This is a genomic window from Arthrobacter sp. MMS18-M83 (assembly GCF_026683955.1).
Taxonomy (GTDB): domain Bacteria; phylum Actinomycetota; class Actinomycetes; order Actinomycetales; family Micrococcaceae; genus Arthrobacter.
The window spans coordinates 523308-540529 of sequence record NZ_CP113343.1 but is presented as its reverse complement, the minus strand read 5'-3'; the positions used below and the strand labels follow the sequence as shown (position 1 = coordinate 540529).

The following is a 17222-nucleotide window of genomic DNA, read 5'->3' as shown; positions in this document are numbered from 1 at the left end:
CAACTCCAACTGCAGCACACTATTAGGGTAGGTATATGAGACGCGCGAAAATCGTGGCAACGTTCGGACCGGCAATTTCCAGCTTTGACAACACCCTCGCGGTGCTGGAAGCCGGCGTCGACGTCGCCCGCATGAACATGAGCCATGGCGACTACTCGGTACACGACAACACGTACGAGAACGTCCGCAAAGCCGCCGCCCAGCTCCACAAGCCCGTTGCCATCATGGCCGACTTGCAGGGCCCGAAGATCCGCCTCGGCCGCTTCGTCGACGGTCCCCACGAACTCGCTGTCGGTGACACGTTCACCATCACCACCGCGGACGTTCCGGGGACCAAGGACATTTGCTCCACGACGCTCAAGAGCCTTACGGAAGACGTCAACGTCGGCGACGCACTGCTGATCGACGACGGCAAGGTTGCACTTCGTGCCATCGAGGTTGACGATGTCAAGGTAGTTGCCAAGGTGACGGTTGGTGGCTGGGTTTCCAACAACAAGGGCATCAACCTGCCTGGCGTTGCCGTCAACGTCCCCGCGCTGAGTGAAAAGGACGAGGACGATCTCCGCTGGGCCTTGAAGCGCGGCGTCGACATGGTTGCGCTGTCGTTCGTTCGTGATGCATCGGACATCAAGCGCGTTCACGAAATCATGGACGAAGCAGGCCGCCGCGTGCCGGTGATCGCCAAGATCGAGAAGCCGCAGGCAGTGGCCCAGCTCCACGAAATCATCGACGCCTTCGACGCCATCATGGTTGCCCGTGGCGACTTGGGCGTGGAGCTTCCGCTTGAGGAAGTGCCGATCGTGCAGAAGCGCGCGATCGAGCTGGCACGCCGTTGGGCGAAGCCCGTCATCGTTGCTACCCAGGTACTTGAGTCGATGATCGACAACCCCCGTCCGACCCGCGCCGAGGCATCGGACTGCGCCAACGCCGTGCTCGATGGCGCCGATGCGGTCATGCTCTCCGGCGAGACCAGCGTGGGCAAGTTCCCGATCGAAACCGTCAAGACGATGGCCAGGATCATCGAGTCCACTGAAGAACACGGCCTCGAACGCGTTCCTCCGCTGGGTACCAAGCCCAAGACCCGCGGTGGCGCTATCACGCGTGCCGCCGTCGAAATCGCCGACCAGCTGGACGCAAAGTACATCTGTACGTTCACGCAGTCCGGTGACTCAGCCCGCCGCCTGTCCCGTCTGCGCCCAGTCAAGCCGGTCTTCGCCTTCACCCCGGTGGAGCAGGTCTGGAACCAGCTGGCGCTGACGTGGGGCATCCGGCCGGTCCTGGTTCCCATGGTGGGGCACACCGACGCCATGACTGCCCAGGTTGACCGCAGCCTTCTGGAAATGAAGATCGTCGAGAACGGTGACCTCGTGGTCATTGCTGCCGGTTCGCCTCCCGGACAGGCCGGCTCGACGAACTCCCTGAAGGTCCACAGGGTGGGCGACCTGGCTGACACGTCTCGCGTGGAAGAGTCCGCGCGCAAGGAAAAGGTCGGTCCCTGGCCGGAAAAGAAGAAGAAGTCGGGCAAGGCCTGATCTCTCTCGGTTCAACTAAGGAGGCCCCGCCGTTTTGGCGGGGCCTCCTTTTTGGCGGCTTGGGAAGCTTGTTCCGGGTTCCGGGTTCCGGATGCCTCGAGGGCCGCGAAGGGCGCCGCAGCGCGCTTCCCGGGACGACGAAGGGCGCCTGCTATCCCATGGGAAAGCAGGCGCCCTTCGCGGCAGCGGCTAGTTGACCTGGTTGATGATGGTCTCGGCGACCTCTCGCATGCTGAGGCGGCGGTCCATGGAAGTCTTCTGGATCCAACGGAATGCTTCCGGCTCCGTAAGGCCCATCTTGGTCGTCAGGAGGCTCTTGGCACGCTCTACGAGCTTGCGCGTGGCGAACTGCTCCTGGAGGTCGGACACCTCGTTTTCAAGGGCCTTGATCTCCTCGTGGCGGGACAACGCGATCTCGATAGCGGGGATCAGGTCGGCCGGAGTGAAGGGCTTGACCACATAGGCCATGGCTCCGGCGTCGCGGGCGCGCTCCACGAGTTCCTTCTGGCTGAAAGCCGTGAGGAGGACCACAGGAGCGATCCTGGCCTTGACGATCTTCTCAGCGGCCGAGATGCCGTCCATGACGGGCATCTTGACGTCCATGAGGACCAGGTCCGGCTTCAACTCCTCGGCCAGCTGAACTGCCTTCTCACCATTGTCGGCCTCGCCGACGACGTCGTAGCCTTCGCCCTTCAGGATCTCGATGATGTCCAGGCGGATGAGGGTCTCGTCCTCTGCGACAACTACACGGCGTGCCGGCTGGGATGCGGGCTTGGTCTCCGTCTGTTCTGACACGGGATCTCCTTCAAGACGTACGGCGGGTTCATGACCATCTTAGTTGCACCCGGTCCTTGCGTATGATTTATTGCTCGGCCGAGCCGGTTCTGGAAAATAGCCTATCTGCATGTAGAGTAGTTTCGCGCACTGCAACAGGGAGCGTTGAGATCTGGAAAGACTTCGACGTCGGATAGTCTTGTTCCAGTGTTTCCGCGCCCGAGTGGCGGAATTGGCAGACGCGCCGCACTCAAAATGCGGTATCGAAAGGTGTGTGGGTTCGAGTCCCACCTCGGGCACAGTGTTTCCGCAGGTCAGGGGCCTATTTGGCCCCTGACTGTTGACAAAAACCCCAAAAGTGTTGACACGGATCTAACATTTTTGTGTGGCCAGCATCCGCAAACGCACGAAAAAGGACGGAACATCCTCCTTTATGGTGCTTTGGCGCGACCCGAAGAGCCGCGAGCAACAAGGCCTGACTGTCACCTCCGAATCCGAAGCCGAGACCCTTAAACGCTTGTTGGATGCGAACGGACAATCCTTCGAAATTGCCCAGCAAGCAATCCTTGCGAACAAGTCCAAAGTACCAACTGTGGCCGAAGTGATTCAGGAGCATATCGACCTCCTGATTCGACCATCAAGTGGAACCACCCGGACCTACCAGACGATGCTCGATCTTCATGTGCGGAACGTCATCGGTCACATCCCGGTGGACAAGCTCGATTACCGGCACATGAATCACTGGGTGAAGTCGATGTTGGCCAAGGGCCGTTCCCCAAAGACCATCCACAACGTTCACGGTCTTATCTCTGCGGCGATGAACACCGCCGAGATGCTGCAATACATCCCGCGGAACCCTTGTCGCGGCGTGCAGCTGCCCAGCCTTGACCGGGCTGAGGATGAAGCGATGTTTCTCACTCACGCCGAATTCAGCTTGATCATGGAAGGCATGGGGGAGCGGTACAAGGCGTTTACGAACTTCCTGGTCATGACTGGGACTAGGTTCGGAGAAGCTACAGCGCTAACCGTGGGTGATGTCGACCTTTTGTCCAAGCCGCCCACGGTACGGATCAACAAGGCCTGGAAACGGGACGGGCAGTCGCAGTTTTACGTTGGAGCCACGAAGACCGGCGCCGGAAAGCGCACCATCGGGCTCAATCCGGCACTTGTAGAAATATTGATCCCTCTGGTTGCCAGCCGCCCCGGAAAGGAACTCCTGTTCACCACTCCAAAAGGGCAGCGGATTGTCCATAAGTTGTATTGGCATCACTACTGGGTGCCGGCGGTCCGGACGGCGCAGGCGATTGGGCTGAGCAAGACGCCACGTATTCACGATCTCCGGCACACGCATGCGTCGTGGCTAATCCAAGACGGAGTCTCGCTATTTACCATTTCACGGCGCCTCGGCCACGCTTCAACCCGGACAACGGAACAGGTATACGGTCACCTGATGCCACAAGCGCTGCAGGCAGGTGCTGACGCCACAGAGCGTTCGATCACCGGATTCGTTCACTGATGAAATGCGCCGCTGAAGCCGCGCGGTTCGTGTATTAGTTCACCGGGGACAGTCGGCCTTTCGCGCGAGTTCCGATGAGCCGTGCGGCCGCCGTCGGTGCAGCCTGCGCCGGAACCTCGCTCAGTCGGGCGATTTCCAGGATGTGCTCGGAGGTGAAGATGATTTTTCCTTTGCCCCAGCATGTGTGAGGAAATCGGCCTGTGGCAGCGCCGTCGCGGAGCCAAGCCTCAGTGCATCGCATAAGGGCAGCTGCCTCTGCCGGCTCGAAGAATTCAAGGTCCATTTGCCGTCCCCGATTTCGTGAGTGGAGTTGGCAGTTCATGATCCTGGACGCAGGAATAGACATGACCAAGCCCAAGTGGCCGCATTGACCGGTCAATTCGCGGGCATTCGGGGAGTCTGGGGCAGACCTTCGCTGCACAAAGTCGCCGAAAAGGCTTCGGCGGCCGCTTGGACGTTCTGGGGAGAGACTGAAATCCTCGATGAATCCGTCGATTCCACGAGCCCGGCGTGACGCATGAGTGCGATCTGCCGGCGGACGGCTGAGGACGAGATTCGGAGTTCGGCTCCGACTTCACTGCAGGTAGTGGGCCCATTCCTGAGGAGGAAACGGATGATTTGGCTTCGTGTTCGGTTCATCAAGATGTTCGACATGGAGACCATAGCCTGGGAAATGTTAGAAGTGCTGCTGTAGACGGGTCTACAGCAGCAGGCTACGCCGGCTTTCTGAAGTTGGGAAGGCCTTCGTGGACGTGGGTATCTCATTGCCCTGCAGGGTCACCCGCGAAATACTGGGGACACCAGTGAATGCCGCGAATTCTGATCCCGCCGTACCGCGTCAGTAAGTCCCGAGGGGGTGTCCATGCCAAGTGAAGAGACGGGCTCGACTGGGACACTGACTCCTCAGGCGGAACTTGCGCGGCGCCTGAATCTGCTCCTCGACGTGGTGGTAGCGGAGCGAGGGAAGCCGGTCACGTTCCGCGAAGTCCAGGATGAACTAGCCGGAAGGGGTATCAAGCTTTCCAGAGCCCGCTGGTTCTACATGAAGGACGGGCGCGGTCGCCTCGTTAGCGATACTGAATTGCTCACCGCATTGTGCGACATCTTCAATGTCGATCGCTCATACCTTCTTGTTGGCGGCAATGCTGACTTGCCCGAGCGCATCGATTCCCAGCTTGAGTTCGTCAAGTCCCTCCGTGCGGCACGGGTGAAGTCCTTCGCGGCCCGAACTCTAGGAGATGTCTCGCCGGAGACCCTTCGAGTGATCTCCGAGTATCTCAACAAGGACATCAGCCGACATCCCGCCGCCGAGGAGGCTGCCGCTAACTCTCCATCAGATACTGAAGATGAGCATCCAGAAGTTCCTTAATGCGGACAGAGTTTGCTGAATAGCGAGGTGACCGTCCGTGCCTCCGGCCGGGTTCGACGTCGACTTTGATCGCTCCAGCCTCTTCGAGGGCTAAAAGGTGTTTGGCCACGCTTGGCTCGCCGGCACTCACTGCATCCACGATGTCTCCGCGGGTTGCCGGGCCGTGCGCCGAAAGGTAGCGGAGGATTTCGTTCCGCGACCTATTGCCAAAAGTCGCGACGGCAGCCTCGACGTCGGACGACCAGGCGTCGTCGTGAGGCTGAGTAATCCTTGGCATGGAACCATTCTTACCGAACGAGTCTAGAAAAGTAAGACTCGCAGTCTTGACGATACTTTAATTATTCTTGACAATAGTTTGCATAGCTTTGTTGCGACTGTGGGTGGAGTCGATTCTGGGCTGACACCCTCGTGTGCGGGGTTACCCGCGTCGGACTACAGGAGTCTGCTTTGTCGAAGCGGTGAAGACAATGAGTGTCGAAGACGGGGCGAATCAAGCCCAACAAAAACAACCAACACCAGCGACCATAGATGTATCTCTGACCAGGCCTCTCGATCCGGTGCCAATCCCGGTTGACCAGATCATGGTGGCCGTCGAGGGAGTACGACGTTACGTCGTTTCACATCTCTCCAGGATCGGCCGAGCATGCGATGTGGACGATGTCATGCAAGACGTCCGGTTGGCCGTCTGGGATGGAGTCGCACGCGGCCACTATCGCCAACTCCCCGGTATTCGCTTTGAGGCGTGGGTACAGGGAGTGACCGGCAACCTATGCGCCGCACACATTCGTCGTGAGCTGTCCCATCAGACGCTGCCGCTACTGCTCGAACCAAGCTGCGGTGACTGCCCGGCCTCGTCTGACGCGCTCGCTCTCTTGGCTATCGACCGGAACTGGGACAGAGGCGCCGACGGGGTAATAGACCAGCAATGGGCGCGAGCGATTATTGCCCTGACCCGAGCCAGTGTGAATGAAAGCGTTTGGGGCCTAGCCATGGAGAGTCTTACTGCGCCGCGTCGATACGGTCCGCCCTCGCCACAGGATCGCCGCCGGTGGCATGCGGTGACAGTGGTGCGCCAGACCGCGAAGACTGTTCAAAGTGCCTTGGAAGTGGAGCCGGCAGACATCCGCAGCATGGAAGATCTCTGCCAGTCCGCAGCTGAATGCTTGCCGACGCTAGTGCTCCGCCGAGTTGCGGTCAGCATCGTTCGTCGAGGTGTTCGTGGGCCGGAGAGGAACCGAGCCCTGGAGTCTTTGGCCGCGGAGCTCGGGGTCACCGAACGCTATGTGGCCGTGCAGATTGGATTCGCCCGGCGGCTGTATCAGGCGTCGTGGAGGATTCTCCGGAATGGAATGACAACGGCCTCTTGAGTCATGTCGTGAGCCCGCACTGCTTGCAATGAAGGGGACAAGGAGGCAGACATGGGGCTGTTGCAGAGGCGTACACCGCTTGGCTCAGGGAGACGGCGGTCCTGGTGGATCGGCGTCCTGGCAATTCTGAGCGTGGTGGCGGCGATTTTCATTCTTGCGCTTCCCGCAGGCGGGACCCGAACGGAGCCGGCTTCACCTTCGACGGCGGGCCCTGCAACCACCGGCGCCGCGACGTCGTCGACCTTCTCGCCAGCCGCATCGCCGACCTCAGCTTCCGCGATGGTAACTCCACAGGCGATCGGCGAACCACGCACATCGGACTTCCGCAGACTCGCTGGCGCGGCAGCGACGGCGATATATACCTGGGATACGCGAACGGCGTCGTACTCTGAGGTCTACTCCCGGCTCCGGGACTGGTGGGACGTTCTGCCGGACGGGTCCAACCCACTAACGGTGTTTGTGCAGGAGTTCGAAGCGACCGGTGTTAACGCCGGAACCTTTGCGACCTTGGCGGGGGAACAGGCACGCCGTTCGGCGACGGTCCAGTCCCTTGTGTGCGACGGCGAGCTGGCCAAGGTGCGCGACCACCCGGCGCCCTGGGTTGGCCTCCACGTCTGCACAGCCACTCTGCGCGTTGTGGATCAATCGAACTCGGACCGCAACGCCTATGCCGCTCCCGTGAGCGTCATGGTGAATTGTCCACCGGCCACTACAGCCCCGATCGATCATTGCGCAGTCGTTGGCTTCTACGCGACCCCGAGCAGGATCGTCTACTGATGCCTGCAACCGCGGTTCTGACCGGATTGGCGAAGCGCCGAGCTATTCTGCGGGCGTCGACGGCTGCGATTATGGCACTGATCCTGATCTGTGCCTTCGCGTTTTGCGCTGGAGTGGCAGTGTTTGCCGCCAACTCGGCGACCACTCCTGGTGCTTGCTCGTTCGGCGCGATGGGCAACGGCCGGCCGCCAGCTGACGGTGGTCTGGAGATTCAGCCACACAGCAAGGCGCCGACCACCCTAACTTCGGGACAGGTGTCAGTCGCCCGGATCTATATTGCAGTCGGAAAGCAAATGGGCATCTCGAGGGACGGCCAAATCATCGCGATCATGGTGGCCCTCCAGGAATCCGGATTAAGAGTCCTGGCGAACACAAACGTTCCCGCTTCGCTCCTGATTCCGCACGACGGCGTCGGCAGCGACCACGACTCGCTTGGCACCGCCCAGCAACGTCCAGCCGTCGGCTGGGGGTCCATCGATCAACTGATGGACCCTAACTACAACGCCCGGGCCTTCTACGGCGGCCCGAGCGGTCCCAATCACGGCAGCCCGCCCGGGCTGCTTGATGTCCCTACCTGGCAATCCATGGATAAAGGCAAGGCTGCCCAAGCTGTTCAAGTATCGGCCTTTCCTGAGCTGTACGCGTGGTGGGAACCGGAGGCAACGGCCATCGTTGACGCACTCGCAGGTGGCACTGCACCAGCTTCTTGCTATAGCCCTCCGAACGGTTCGGCGCCGCCGGGGATACCGCAAAATTTGAGTCAGATCCGGAAGGACATTCTGCACTTTGCTCAAGAAGGGCTCGGCGGGGCTTACGTGTGGGGTGGAACGGCGTTCAAAGCGTGGGACTGCTCGGGCTATGTTCAATGGATCTATAGGCAGGCGGGGATCAACCTCCCACGAGTAGATCAGTGGACCGTGGGCCACCAAACTGACAATCCCCAGCCAGGGGACTTGGTGGTGCAGAACCCGCAGGGGCCCAACAACTGGGGACACGTCGGCATCTATGCCGCTGATGGCATGATGTACAGCGCACTCAACCCAGCTGTTGGGACGTTGAGGCATCCTGTCGACTGGAACGCGGGGACGGCTTACTTTGATTTGTTGGGATAATTTCAAGCCGAGCCTCTCGAAGATACGCCGGCCGACACCGGATCCCCTTGAACCTCAATTGGCGATACCAACGCAGCGGTGGGATTATGCGTCAATGACGCCTGCAGAGGGATGGCCGTCTAAGCCTTTCAATAGATGGGTCAGATCGGCTCCTCCAACGTTTTGAGGGCTTCAATGACGAGCGTAACGACGATTCACCCATTGCCAAGGCGCGCCGACGACGGCCATCCAGGTATTGAAGATTGTCTGTGTCTGCCGTGCTCCTGATTGTTCTTTCGTTCCTGATCGGTCCGGAGAAGGATTTCCGCAGGGGCGGCCCTGGCGTTGGTCTCTTGACGTCGTGGCCGTCAGTCATGCGGCGCATATGCTAGACAAAAGCAGCGGGTTGTTCGGGCGTCCTTCGACGATAGTCAGGTGAGCCTTAGCGCGCCGGGGGACAGCAACCGTCACTTCCTCGGCGTGGACGATTGCGTCAAGGCGGCCTTAGAGTCGGCAGGTGTCGAGTAGGAAGGCCGCCTTCTGGCCCGAAGCCAGAGGTGCCCAGGCTTCCGCAGACGAAACCAAGTAACGCATTAGTCTCGTGGTGCAGAATTCCGGCATCTCGCTGAGTCGCCGAAAGATCACTGCAAACCTGATTCCGGCCTCGCTGCCGAAGCGCGGCTCGGGGTTCGACCTCGCGATCACCATGGCAGTGTTGCGCGCTGCTGGTGATATCCGTTCTACCGAAGGCACGGTCTTCATCTCCGAGTTGGGGCTGGATGGCAGGTTGAGGCCGGTTCGCGGCATCTTGCCGGCGGTCATGGCGGCTGTTCAGGCAGGCCACTCCGAGATTGTTGTGGCTCAGGCCAACGTCGCCGAGGCAGAGTTGGTTCCCGGGGCGGTGGTTCGTGGTTACAAGACCCTGGCTCGTCTTGCGTTTGATTTCGGGGCCGCTCCGCAGGACCTGGCCCTGGATTATGACCCGGCCGACGGTGACGTTACGGGGGATCAGGACGTCGGTGCCGCGGTGGTTCCGGATCTTTGTGATGTCTCGGGGCAGGGCGATGCCCGCCGTGCTTTGGAGGTCGCGGCAGCCGGGGCACATCATGTGCTGCTTTGCGGTCCGCCCGGTGCGGGCAAGACGATGCTTGCCGAGCGGCTCCCGGGGCTCTTGCCGGATTTGGGGGACCGGCAAGCCATGGAGGTCACGGCAATCCATTCGCTGTCGGCTGTTCACGATGACTCGGTACGGCTCTTGCGTCGCCCGCCCTTTGAGAATTCCCATCACAGCGCGACCGCCGCAGCAATCATCGGCGGTGGATCCGGCCTGCCGCGGCCCGGGGCGGCATCACGGGCACACCGTGGCCTCTTGTTCCTGGACGATTCAAGCCTATAGGGACACACCACGCTATCTCCTAGGAGCGCTCGGCGGCTGAAGTCCGGGTTGTGACCGGCCTCCAAATGCGAACTTTCGGTGGCATCTCGACAGGTTGTCGCTGGATCTTGTTACAGTCCAACCATGACGACTGACTTTACCGTAGAAGTGAACAAACTGACTGAGGTTTGCCGAGAGATCTTCGGTGACCAGACGATGTGGATCGCAGCGGGCGGGTACCCGGACAGCTTGGCCCTCTGCATCATCGATTCCATCTTCTCGACCGGATCTCACTACCAGAGCGTCATCAACGTCGTGGCGGAGTACTGCAAGTACCGGAAAGATCAGGGCGCTGATCCTTACACCGACGGCACTAAGGAACTCCTGGCGACATTCGAAGAGGTCGGCGGCAGTGCTGGGTGGGCGAAGCTGGTAGACAACCACAAGCCGGCTCACACGAAGCCTGGTGCGCTACCGAAGACAGAAGTCATCTACCGGGCTACGAAGGTGCTTGATGATCTCGGCATCACGACGGTTGCCGCGCTCCATGAGCTGCACGCAGTGGACGATCACCTCACACCCGTGAAGAAGGCCTGGCTTAAGCTTCCGAGTCAGTCCTCTGGCGTGACCTTCAACTACTTCCTGATTTTGGCTGGCTTCCAGTCAGTAAAGCCTGACCGCATGGTGATCCGCTTCGTTGAGGAACACGCGGGCCTCACGACGGCCGTAACGCCCACGCAGACTGCCGAACTGATCAAGAAGGTAGCCGAGCTGTACCCGACTGAAGCGAGACGCTTAGATCACGTCATATGGCGCTATGCCTCAGGCCGTGAGTTCTTCCGTGCTGAACTGAGTTAGAAACCCGCTTCTTGCGCTAACGGCGGGTAGCGTTGGTTCATGCGCGCGATCGACCTGGAAACCAAAGTAATCACAGCTGTTGATCAAATTCGTGCCGGTCAGCAAGTCGAGCACGACTTTATCGAGTGCAAGCGTGACTGGCCTCAGGAGAGCAAGGCACGCCAATTGGCTGCCAGCCTCAATCGGGCCGGTGGAGATCCGGTTATCTACATAATCGGAATCGATGAGAAGACTGCTGAGATCTTCGAAGTTGTTGGTACTGAGGTCAGCGACTGGTGGGGACAAATTACCCCTAAATTCGACCAGACACCTCCTGAGATGGTTCGGCACTTGTCTGTGCCAGTAGGTGACAAGGGAGAGCATGTCGTAGCGGTCGCCTTTGCCTCTGATCGAGCACCGTATGTCGTGAAGACAGGCCTTGGGAACCCCACCCTTGAGATACCGATCCGCGAAGGCACCAGTACTAGGACAGCACGACGGGACGAGGTACTTCGCATGTTGATACCGGCTGTTCGTCTGCCGCAGATCGTCGTGTTGGAAGCGGACCTTTACGCTGCGGCCCATCCAGCGGTGCCTCCAATAAACGCCTACCCAGGCCGGGGTGAATCTTTGACATGTACCGGACAGCTGAAGATCTACATCGAACACAACGGTAGTGACATTGTCACGCTGCCGGCACATGGAATGAGCGGACGGATAACGGTTATGGGTGAGACGTTTGAACTGGACGTCGTACCTCCCATGGAAACAGCGACCGCTCCATCGGGACTTCAGACGGTCTCCTTCCAGAGACCAAGTGACGGTGTCATCATCAGCGGGCCACGCGCAGTACCGCTTGGGCTAACAGCAAGAGGGCTGACGCCGCAGGACATGCTTCTATTTCATGCATCAGACGAGATCGAACTCGAAGTCGCACTGGAGGTTCTTCATTCAATCAAGCCCATGAAGATAAACGTGGCCCTGATGCGAGACAGCGAAAGCAACATGGGCGCTCACGATGATGCTGTCCCTGGAGGCAGGACGCCCGGCAGCTGGCGATTCAAGCACCCTGGTGTGTCGTTGTCTGACTGATATGAACGGGGTCCTGTGGCGCTTCATTGGTACCCTTGCCTGAGTATCGGAGCGAGCAGGGGTGGGCCTTGAAGATCTTTATCAGTTGGTCAGGTCCTAAGAGCAAAGAGATCGCCAAGGTGCTGAAGTGGTGGATTGAAAAGACTTCGCAGACTAGCACTGCCTTCGTGAGCGAGAGCGATATCAAGGTCGGCACACGATGGTCTGATCGCATCACAAACGAGCTTGCAGAGACCAAAATTGGGATCATCTGCATAACACCTGACAACCAGAACGCACCATGGATCAACTTCGAAGCTGGCGCGATCTCCAAGGCGGTAGACGGTGTTGAGACCAAAGTGGCGCCCATCTTGATCGACTTCGCTGAAAAGACGGACTACAGCGGGCCACTCCGCGAGTTTCACCTCTGCCTTCTGAACAAAGAAGGTCTGCTCGAGTTGGCGAACACTATCAACGACAGCCTGCTCGAGCCAAAGACGCATAGCGATGTAGCGGAGACATTCGACGTTTGGTGGGAGAGGCTTGACGCCAAGATCCAAGAAGTCCATGAGGCGAAGCCTGCGCCCACACAGCCGAAGCGCGATGTCGACGAAGTAGTCGCAGAGGTTCTCGACATCGTTCGGGACATCCAGAAGCGGGGCTCGGCTCAACCGACTCTCGGGCGTAGGGTTGGGTCAACCTTGGGTAAAGTGGCGACTGTTGGTGCAGCCTGGTTGGCGCTCATGGAGGCCTACAACAGTGACCCGTCCTCTGTAGTCCAGACCTATGTGAATATGTATGATCCCTCGGCTACTGTGACAGCCGCCGACGGTCAGCTAGTCGTAACTTCTAGCGTGGAACTTCCCGGAAAAGCGAAAGAGATGGCTTCCACTGTTTTGACGATTCCAAACTCTGAATACAGAGATATCGTCTATAAAGTTACTTCAGGTGAGGGAGAACAAGTTCACGAACCCTAATCAGGGTCGCATGATCGGATGCATGTATTGAAGTTCCACTTGATTGCGTACTTTTCTTCATATATCTTGCAATGTCGAATGCTTTGTTCATCTATCTCTTGATTATAAACATTCGCGTTGACTATTTGAACCCCTTGCCGCATAAATTGATAGTTGGCCTCCTGGCGTTTAGTGTGCGATATTGGCCTCAAATTTTCAAGATGTGGATAAGTGGAAAGGTGCTGGCCTGATCACATGCCGCAGGATGCTCTGGCGTCAGAGGGAAGTCCGAGCTTGACTCGCACCGCCTGGGCCTTCGCTGCACCACCCGAATCCTTCCACGCCTTTGCGGCAGCGACGAGACCATTCACGTTCGCTTGGCCGGCTATATTGTCGGCCTCTGAGATATCCGTGTAGAGGTCGTTGACGAACGCATCGACGTCCTCTTTGACGAGTGGCGGCCACGGATGCGCCGGATTGGCAAGCTCTTTCGCCGATTTTGCGAGTCCGTCGCGGTTCGCTGCCGCAGCCGCCTTGCCTGTCTGAAGGTCAACAGGATTGGCCTGGAACGCCGCGTCGAGAGGAACGCTGAGCTTGTTCGCGGGACAGATGGTGTCGAGGTAGTACTTCCCGGCTGCCTGATTGGTCATCGGGGTCGGGGTCGGAGTAGGTGTCGGTGACGGCGATGCGGTCGAGGGTGTCGCTGTCGGAGTGGTCGCTGACTGGGTCTGCGTGGTCCCGCAACCTGTCAGTGCAACGACACATGTCAACGAAACGATGAGACCAAGCTTCTTCAATTGTGTTCCCCCCATTTGGGCCGATCAGACTTGTCCAACCATATCCCGGTGCGTGGGGTCAAAGCCTGTATGTTCAAGGATCAACCGAGCGCGCTGCCACACAGCTCACGCCCTCTCGATAACCCTGTCGGTGTTGTTCCCCTTCACTGCGTTGCACCTGACGTGCGATGGTTGCAGGTTCTTAGCGTCATCGCTGCCACACCATGACTCCGGGACGATGTGGTCAACGGAGAGGCGACCACTTGGATCACTCTTCTTGTGGAGTATCGGTTTGCCGCAGATCCCGCAACGGACTTCGATGCCGTTCTTGATCATCATGATCCATCGCCTACGGTAAGCAGCTGTCGTGCTGCTCATGGTGCGTCGGCGCTCACCGTGGCCGCGTAGTCCGTCGTCGCCCGATGGATCGCCTCATCGACCGTTCGAAGGCGACGACCAGGGTGATCGCCAGGGCGGCAGAGCTGAGCAGTGCCAGTGAGATGGCGGCCGCGGCGGCGATGCGCCAGGTGGTTTCGTGGGTCATGACTCCATCTCCGCTTGACCGAACTGTTCATCGAACAGATGGACGGCTTCTTTGGCGAATGTAGTTACCCGTGCGACCGCGAAGACAGGAGGGCGGATCGGCGCGTTCAAGTGCCAGTGGTGTCACAACGACCACATCGGGCACACCCGTGGCGTGTACGGAAGTTCATGGGCGAGAGCTCGTAAGAGGTGAGGAGGCAATCATGAGAGAAGTATTGAGACTGAAATGCCGCCTTGAATGGCACATCAACGGTGTCAGCCGACGCTATGAGATGAGCGGGCTACACGTCTTCTTCCGGACAAACAATCGGTGCCAGCGTGGAAATCAGCGATGGGTGAAACGCGATCAATGACGACTTCCGCGATGCGACATGCAAGGGCTGGATCACCTTTTATGCCTCGGCGCTGTCTCCTTCGCGGTCAGGGACCACAATGGATATCTTGCCATCGGAATCCATAGTCAAGCCGTTTGCGGTAAGCAGCCCCTCGGCTTCCTGGAACGGCGCGTCGGGATCGACATTGGTATAGATGTCGTCACCAAGGGTGAGCCTTACGATGCTATAGCGCGCAATGGATACGGCAAGTTGGCTAAGCATGAAGGTGTGCAGGAACTCTGGGAATTCAATCTCGCCGGGGTGTTTGATCGAGTTGTAGTTCCTTGCGATCGCTCTTGCAAAAGCAATTTGTCTCTCAAGAGTTTCAGGCTTGCACGGCCGGTTGGCATATGAGAGACACCGGAGAACGTACGTCCCCGTGCTGGGGTACCTACCGTTGCGGTACGTCGCCTCTTCACCGTCGACCTTTGAAACTAACCCTTTGCCTAGGGCCTCCAGGCTCATCGCCGCGTTGATGGCACGGTTCTCCAGAACGGCATTTGGTGATCGGAAGATCTCAAGGATCGGATGGAGAGCCCTGCCGATCTGTTCATATGACTTGCTCCAGGCAGCGAGATGGAACGGTTGGAGATGACCCATGAAGACCATCGGGTAAAGCAAATCCTTTTGTGATGGTTTATCGCTCTGCGTCTCCCTGAACGTCGAACTGGTGATCAGGTCAACAAACGGCTCACTAATCACTTGCCCGTTGATTCGATTGTTGAATCGCTTGTCGCGAACCTCGTGGCGGCGGAACGACATTCCGTGACCAAACAGGATTGATAGGAGGTGTACAAACTTACGCTGCTCGTGCAGGTGATCCTTGATTGGTCTTGCGTCGGAGAAGACAGTCGTCAGCGCACCGAATTCATCTACTTGAAAACCTCGACTTGGTCGGACTTGCCAGGAGGTTGCCACCTGCATATGTGCATCGGACTGGTTCCATTCGATACCTTCAGCTTGTTCGATCGTTGCAGTGACGGTGTTCCGGCGCTCTCGCCTCTCACCAAGGCTCGTTGGGACGAACTTCACGGAGCTAAGCCGTGACCATTCGAGGAGTCCATCAATTTCAGATCGCAATTCTTCGACGGAAAGGATATCAGCGACCGCTCCGTCGCGATGCATCATGACCGCATCGTCAGCAATGAGCTGGCCTTCAGATACGCCCCCAAACTGCACTTGCCGGCTAGAGATTCGAAGACCGAACAGCGAGACATTAAGTTCATGCGACCGGAAGATCAGATTGGTCCTACCGTCTTCGGCATCAAGCCATCGGGAGACTTCTTGAAACTGCGAATCTCCGTAGACGAACGGGACGGTGAGCTGAACGCCCTGGTCTGTTACTGAGAGCGTCGCCGCCGTCCAGGGAGTGCCGTCCACGCCATCAACCAACAACCCAGACATGGAGGAACCGAGTGTGAGGCGTTCCCCCATCGCACGCACCTTTCATTTGCTCCGTTACCGCCTTACAGTACTCGCTGCGCTACGCCGTGCCGGTTACATATCGCCTCTGCCAGCCATCACATGGACCCCAGCGTCCAACTGTCTATCAGAACCGTGTTGGCTCAATGACGCGTCGTTTCACCCGCTCTGCCTCGACCCGGAACTCACGAGCCGCTTTGTAGTACTCCGCCTGCCACTGCACCTGAACCAGGACATGTGCGCTTGTCCAGGCCTGTGCAAAACCTGGCTAGGTTCTCTCGGAGCCGTCGTCAACTGACACACGAACCCAGACGGGGAGGGACTCCTTTGGGCGGCTCGCGTGCGCCAAGTCAACCGACTCAGAGGGGATAGAGATCGGCTGAAGGATGAGACCGTCGTCTTCGTTGAGGCCTGCCATGACTGCAGTGCGTGGCACAGGTCTGACAACCGGAAGAGATGATTCAATCCGTCACTCCGCGAGCCGCTTTTACCGGTGGATCCGGGAGTCCAGGAAGCCACCACTACAAGTTCGTCAGGGATGACTCATTTGCGGTGCTTTGGCCGGCAGACGACGCCGAGCATGTCGACGGGCGCCGCTGCTGAGCGTGAAACCCATTGTGGCAAGGTTGACGATGAAGCCGTAGATTACAAGTCGCTCAGTAATACCGATGGGAATGGCTGAGGCGATCGACCACTGATAAGCATCGCCAAGCGCCTTGATGCCAAATAGAACTCCTCCGAAAATTCCTATGCCGGAGATGATGTCGAGGAACGCGGCGACCTTCCTGCGTTCAGGCCGCCACAGATCGGCCAAAACAATCATGCTCAGAAGCGAGGTGACAACGAACGTCCCAGTGACGATATTGTGCCCAATACCAGCGAAGTCGTCTGGCATTGCGCCTATGCCGATTAGGGCGATGCCGGTGATACCCAACAGAATGCGTACGACAGTAGCTTGCTTATGAGCTTTCGTGAGCTCGCGCCCTCGGTGCTCGCCGTTAAGGTGCCGGATCAGCCGCTGCTCGTAAGTTAGGCCTTTCCGGGATTCGTTCATCGAGTCTTCATACTCTTTGAGGAACCAGTCGTACTTACCGCCTACCCGAAGGACCGTCGACGTTATGAGGCAGGCTGCGACAAGGACGCCGATGCCCATGCCTATGAACGACAAATCAGTCACGACAGATGCCTCATGACATGTAAATTTGTCCCCAGTCCCGGTGCACGCCAAAGCACCCAGCTTGCTTACGACATCGTTCCAGTAGCTATAGTGCTCAATCGTAAGGTGCACAATGTACTCGATGGCGAAGTATTGAATCAGGCTCTTGGCGGCCCATGAACCGATCATGTGGCGACTATCAACTGGACTCGGGCGACGGCCTTCGGACCAGCTGTCAAGCATCTCTACCGTCTTGATGAGGACAGTCTTGATTTGGGCACTCATG

Annotated in this window: 18 protein-coding genes, 1 tRNA gene and 2 pseudogenes; 12 read left to right on the top strand and 9 right to left on the bottom strand. The window is 58.5% G+C overall.

Translation table 11 applies throughout. The features are described from left to right. Nucleotides 1-35 precede the first annotated feature (35 nt). Nucleotides 36-1532 (top strand): pyruvate kinase, encoded by a 1497-nt coding sequence (gene pyk, locus OW521_RS02580; RefSeq protein ID WP_268022682.1) that lies wholly within the window; start codon nt 36-38, stop codon nt 1530-1532. Nucleotides 1533-1721: 189 nt separating this feature from the next. On the opposite strand, the gene OW521_RS02575 is transcribed toward pyk, so the two are convergent. After that, nucleotides 1722-2327: an ANTAR domain-containing response regulator gene (locus OW521_RS02575; RefSeq protein ID WP_265980727.1), complete on the bottom strand. Its 606-nt coding sequence runs from the start codon at nt 2325-2327 to the stop codon at nt 1722-1724. Between the two features lie 196 nt (nt 2328-2523). On the opposite strand from OW521_RS02575, the gene OW521_RS02570 reads away from it, so the two are divergent. Next, nucleotides 2524-2605: transfer RNA gene (locus OW521_RS02570), tRNA-Leu, on the top strand. An 86-nt stretch (nt 2606-2691) separates the two neighbouring features. After that, nucleotides 2692-3822, top strand: coding sequence for a tyrosine-type recombinase/integrase (locus tag OW521_RS02565; protein WP_268022678.1), 1131 nt, complete (start codon nt 2692-2694; stop codon nt 3820-3822). A gap of 34 nt (nt 3823-3856) precedes the next feature. On the opposite strand, the gene OW521_RS02560 is transcribed toward OW521_RS02565, so the two are convergent. Beyond that, the gene (locus OW521_RS02560; protein WP_268022675.1) at nt 3857-4105 is read right to left on the bottom strand and encodes a hypothetical protein; all 249 of its coding nucleotides are present in this window, start codon (nt 4103-4105) and stop codon (nt 3857-3859) included. A gap of 75 nt (nt 4106-4180) precedes the next feature. Here OW521_RS02560 and OW521_RS02555 point away from each other — a divergent pair, with 75 nt between their 5' ends. Then, complete coding sequence (locus OW521_RS02555; protein WP_268022673.1) at nt 4181-4336, top strand: hypothetical protein; 156 nt, start codon at nt 4181-4183, stop codon at nt 4334-4336. Nucleotides 4337-4365: 29 nt separating this feature from the next. On the opposite strand, the pseudogene OW521_RS24320 reads toward OW521_RS02555, so the two are convergent. Beyond that, nucleotides 4366-4461 (bottom strand): annotated as a pseudogene (locus OW521_RS24320) (hypothetical protein); the annotation flags it as partial. A 223-nt stretch (nt 4462-4684) separates the two neighbouring features. Here OW521_RS24320 and OW521_RS02550 point away from each other — a divergent pair. Further along, complete coding sequence (locus tag OW521_RS02550) at nt 4685-5191, top strand: hypothetical protein (RefSeq protein WP_268022671.1); 507 nt, start codon at nt 4685-4687, stop codon at nt 5189-5191. Here OW521_RS02550 and OW521_RS24315 read toward each other — a convergent pair. Then, a complete protein-coding gene (locus tag OW521_RS24315; protein ID WP_442781204.1) occupies nt 5145-5468 on the bottom strand; it encodes an ArsR/SmtB family transcription factor in 324 nt (107 codons plus the stop codon). The two genes, OW521_RS02550 and OW521_RS24315, sit on opposite strands and share 47 nt — an antisense overlap. A 190-nt stretch (nt 5469-5658) precedes the next feature. Here OW521_RS24315 and OW521_RS24310 point away from each other — a divergent pair, with 190 nt between their 5' ends. The 7 genes and pseudogenes from OW521_RS24310 (at nt 5659) to OW521_RS02520 (ending at nt 12686) form a co-directional block, all read left to right on the top strand. Next, on the top strand, nt 5659-6558 hold the full coding sequence (locus OW521_RS24310) for a sigma factor (protein WP_442781203.1): 900 nt from the start codon (nt 5659-5661) through the stop codon (nt 6556-6558). Between the two features lie 51 nt (nt 6559-6609). Beyond that, nucleotides 6610-7335, top strand: a complete 726-nt coding sequence (locus tag OW521_RS02545; RefSeq protein WP_268022669.1) for a hypothetical protein — start codon at nt 6610-6612, stop codon at nt 7333-7335. Beyond that, complete coding sequence (locus OW521_RS02540) at nt 7335-8447, top strand: C40 family peptidase (protein WP_268022667.1); 1113 nt, start codon at nt 7335-7337, stop codon at nt 8445-8447. The genes OW521_RS02545 and OW521_RS02540 overlap by 1 nt, the downstream gene beginning before the upstream one ends. A gap of 568 nt (nt 8448-9015) precedes the next feature. Continuing rightward, a pseudogene (locus tag OW521_RS02535) lies at nt 9016-9813 on the top strand (ATP-binding protein); the annotation flags it as partial. A 132-nt stretch (nt 9814-9945) separates the two neighbouring features. Beyond that, nucleotides 9946-10659 carry a hypothetical protein gene (locus OW521_RS02530; RefSeq protein ID WP_268022665.1) on the top strand — a complete coding sequence of 238 codons (714 nt, stop codon included), beginning with the start codon at nt 9946-9948 and terminating at the stop codon, nt 10657-10659. A gap of 39 nt (nt 10660-10698) precedes the next feature. After that, on the top strand, nt 10699-11730 hold the full coding sequence (locus OW521_RS02525; protein ID WP_268022663.1) for a hypothetical protein: 1032 nt from the start codon (nt 10699-10701) through the stop codon (nt 11728-11730). A gap of 68 nt (nt 11731-11798) precedes the next feature. Beyond that, nucleotides 11799-12686 carry a toll/interleukin-1 receptor domain-containing protein gene (locus OW521_RS02520; RefSeq protein ID WP_268022661.1) on the top strand — a complete coding sequence of 296 codons (888 nt, stop codon included), beginning with the start codon at nt 11799-11801 and terminating at the stop codon, nt 12684-12686. A 230-nt stretch (nt 12687-12916) separates the two neighbouring features. Here OW521_RS02520 and OW521_RS02515 read toward each other — a convergent pair whose 3' ends face one another. The 5 genes from OW521_RS02515 to OW521_RS02495 all read right to left on the bottom strand — a co-directional run bounded on the left by OW521_RS02515 (nt 12917) and on the right by OW521_RS02495 (nt 17221). Continuing rightward, nucleotides 12917-13315: a hypothetical protein gene (locus OW521_RS02515; protein WP_268022659.1), complete on the bottom strand. Its 399-nt coding sequence runs from the start codon at nt 13313-13315 to the stop codon at nt 12917-12919. 252 nt (nt 13316-13567) lie between these two features. Next, the gene (locus OW521_RS02510; RefSeq protein WP_268022657.1) at nt 13568-13780 is read right to left on the bottom strand and encodes an HNH endonuclease; all 213 of its coding nucleotides are present in this window, start codon (nt 13778-13780) and stop codon (nt 13568-13570) included. Between the two features lie 52 nt (nt 13781-13832). Then, on the bottom strand, nt 13833-13985 hold the full coding sequence (locus tag OW521_RS02505; RefSeq protein WP_268022655.1) for a hypothetical protein: 153 nt from the start codon (nt 13983-13985) through the stop codon (nt 13833-13835). 391 nt (nt 13986-14376) lie between these two features. Beyond that, complete coding sequence (locus OW521_RS02500; protein ID WP_268022653.1) at nt 14377-15792, bottom strand: hypothetical protein; 1416 nt, start codon at nt 15790-15792, stop codon at nt 14377-14379. Between the two features lie 520 nt (nt 15793-16312). Then, on the bottom strand, nt 16313-17221 hold the full coding sequence (locus tag OW521_RS02495) for a DUF998 domain-containing protein (RefSeq protein ID WP_268022651.1): 909 nt from the start codon (nt 17219-17221) through the stop codon (nt 16313-16315). Between the last annotated feature and the right edge of the window lies 1 nt (nt 17222).

What these genes read in the sequence shown, in the direction of transcription:
- OW521_RS02560 (WP_268022675.1), bottom strand. Translation starts at nt 4,105, where the DNA reads ATGGACCTTGAATTCTTCGAGCCGGCAGAGGCAGCTGCCCTTATGCGA.
- OW521_RS02530 (WP_268022665.1), top strand. Translation starts at nt 9,946, where the DNA reads ATGACGACTGACTTTACCGTAGAAGTGAACAAACTGACTGAGGTTTGC.
- OW521_RS02550 (WP_268022671.1), top strand. Translation starts at nt 4,685, where the DNA reads ATGCCAAGTGAAGAGACGGGCTCGACTGGGACACTGACTCCTCAGGCG.
- pyk (WP_268022682.1), top strand. Translation starts at nt 36, where the DNA reads ATGAGACGCGCGAAAATCGTGGCAACGTTCGGACCGGCAATTTCCAGC.
- OW521_RS02510 (WP_268022657.1), bottom strand. Translation starts at nt 13,780, where the DNA reads ATGATGATCAAGAACGGCATCGAAGTCCGTTGCGGGATCTGCGGCAAA.
- OW521_RS02495 (WP_268022651.1), bottom strand. Translation starts at nt 17,221, where the DNA reads ATGAGTGCCCAAATCAAGACTGTCCTCATCAAGACGGTAGAGATGCTT.
- OW521_RS02525 (WP_268022663.1), top strand. Translation starts at nt 10,699, where the DNA reads ATGCGCGCGATCGACCTGGAAACCAAAGTAATCACAGCTGTTGATCAA.
- OW521_RS24315 (WP_442781204.1), bottom strand. Translation starts at nt 5,468, where the DNA reads ATGCCAAGGATTACTCAGCCTCACGACGACGCCTGGTCGTCCGACGTC.
- OW521_RS02540 (WP_268022667.1), top strand. Translation starts at nt 7,335, where the DNA reads ATGCCTGCAACCGCGGTTCTGACCGGATTGGCGAAGCGCCGAGCTATT.
- OW521_RS02515 (WP_268022659.1), bottom strand. Translation starts at nt 13,315, where the DNA reads ATGACCAATCAGGCAGCCGGGAAGTACTACCTCGACACCATCTGTCCC.
- OW521_RS02500 (WP_268022653.1), bottom strand. Translation starts at nt 15,792, where the DNA reads ATGGGGGAACGCCTCACACTCGGTTCCTCCATGTCTGGGTTGTTGGTT.
- OW521_RS02505 (WP_268022655.1), bottom strand. Translation starts at nt 13,985, where the DNA reads ATGACCCACGAAACCACCTGGCGCATCGCCGCCGCGGCCGCCATCTCA.
- OW521_RS24310 (WP_442781203.1), top strand. Translation starts at nt 5,659, where the DNA reads ATGAGTGTCGAAGACGGGGCGAATCAAGCCCAACAAAAACAACCAACA.
- OW521_RS02545 (WP_268022669.1), top strand. Translation starts at nt 6,610, where the DNA reads ATGGGGCTGTTGCAGAGGCGTACACCGCTTGGCTCAGGGAGACGGCGG.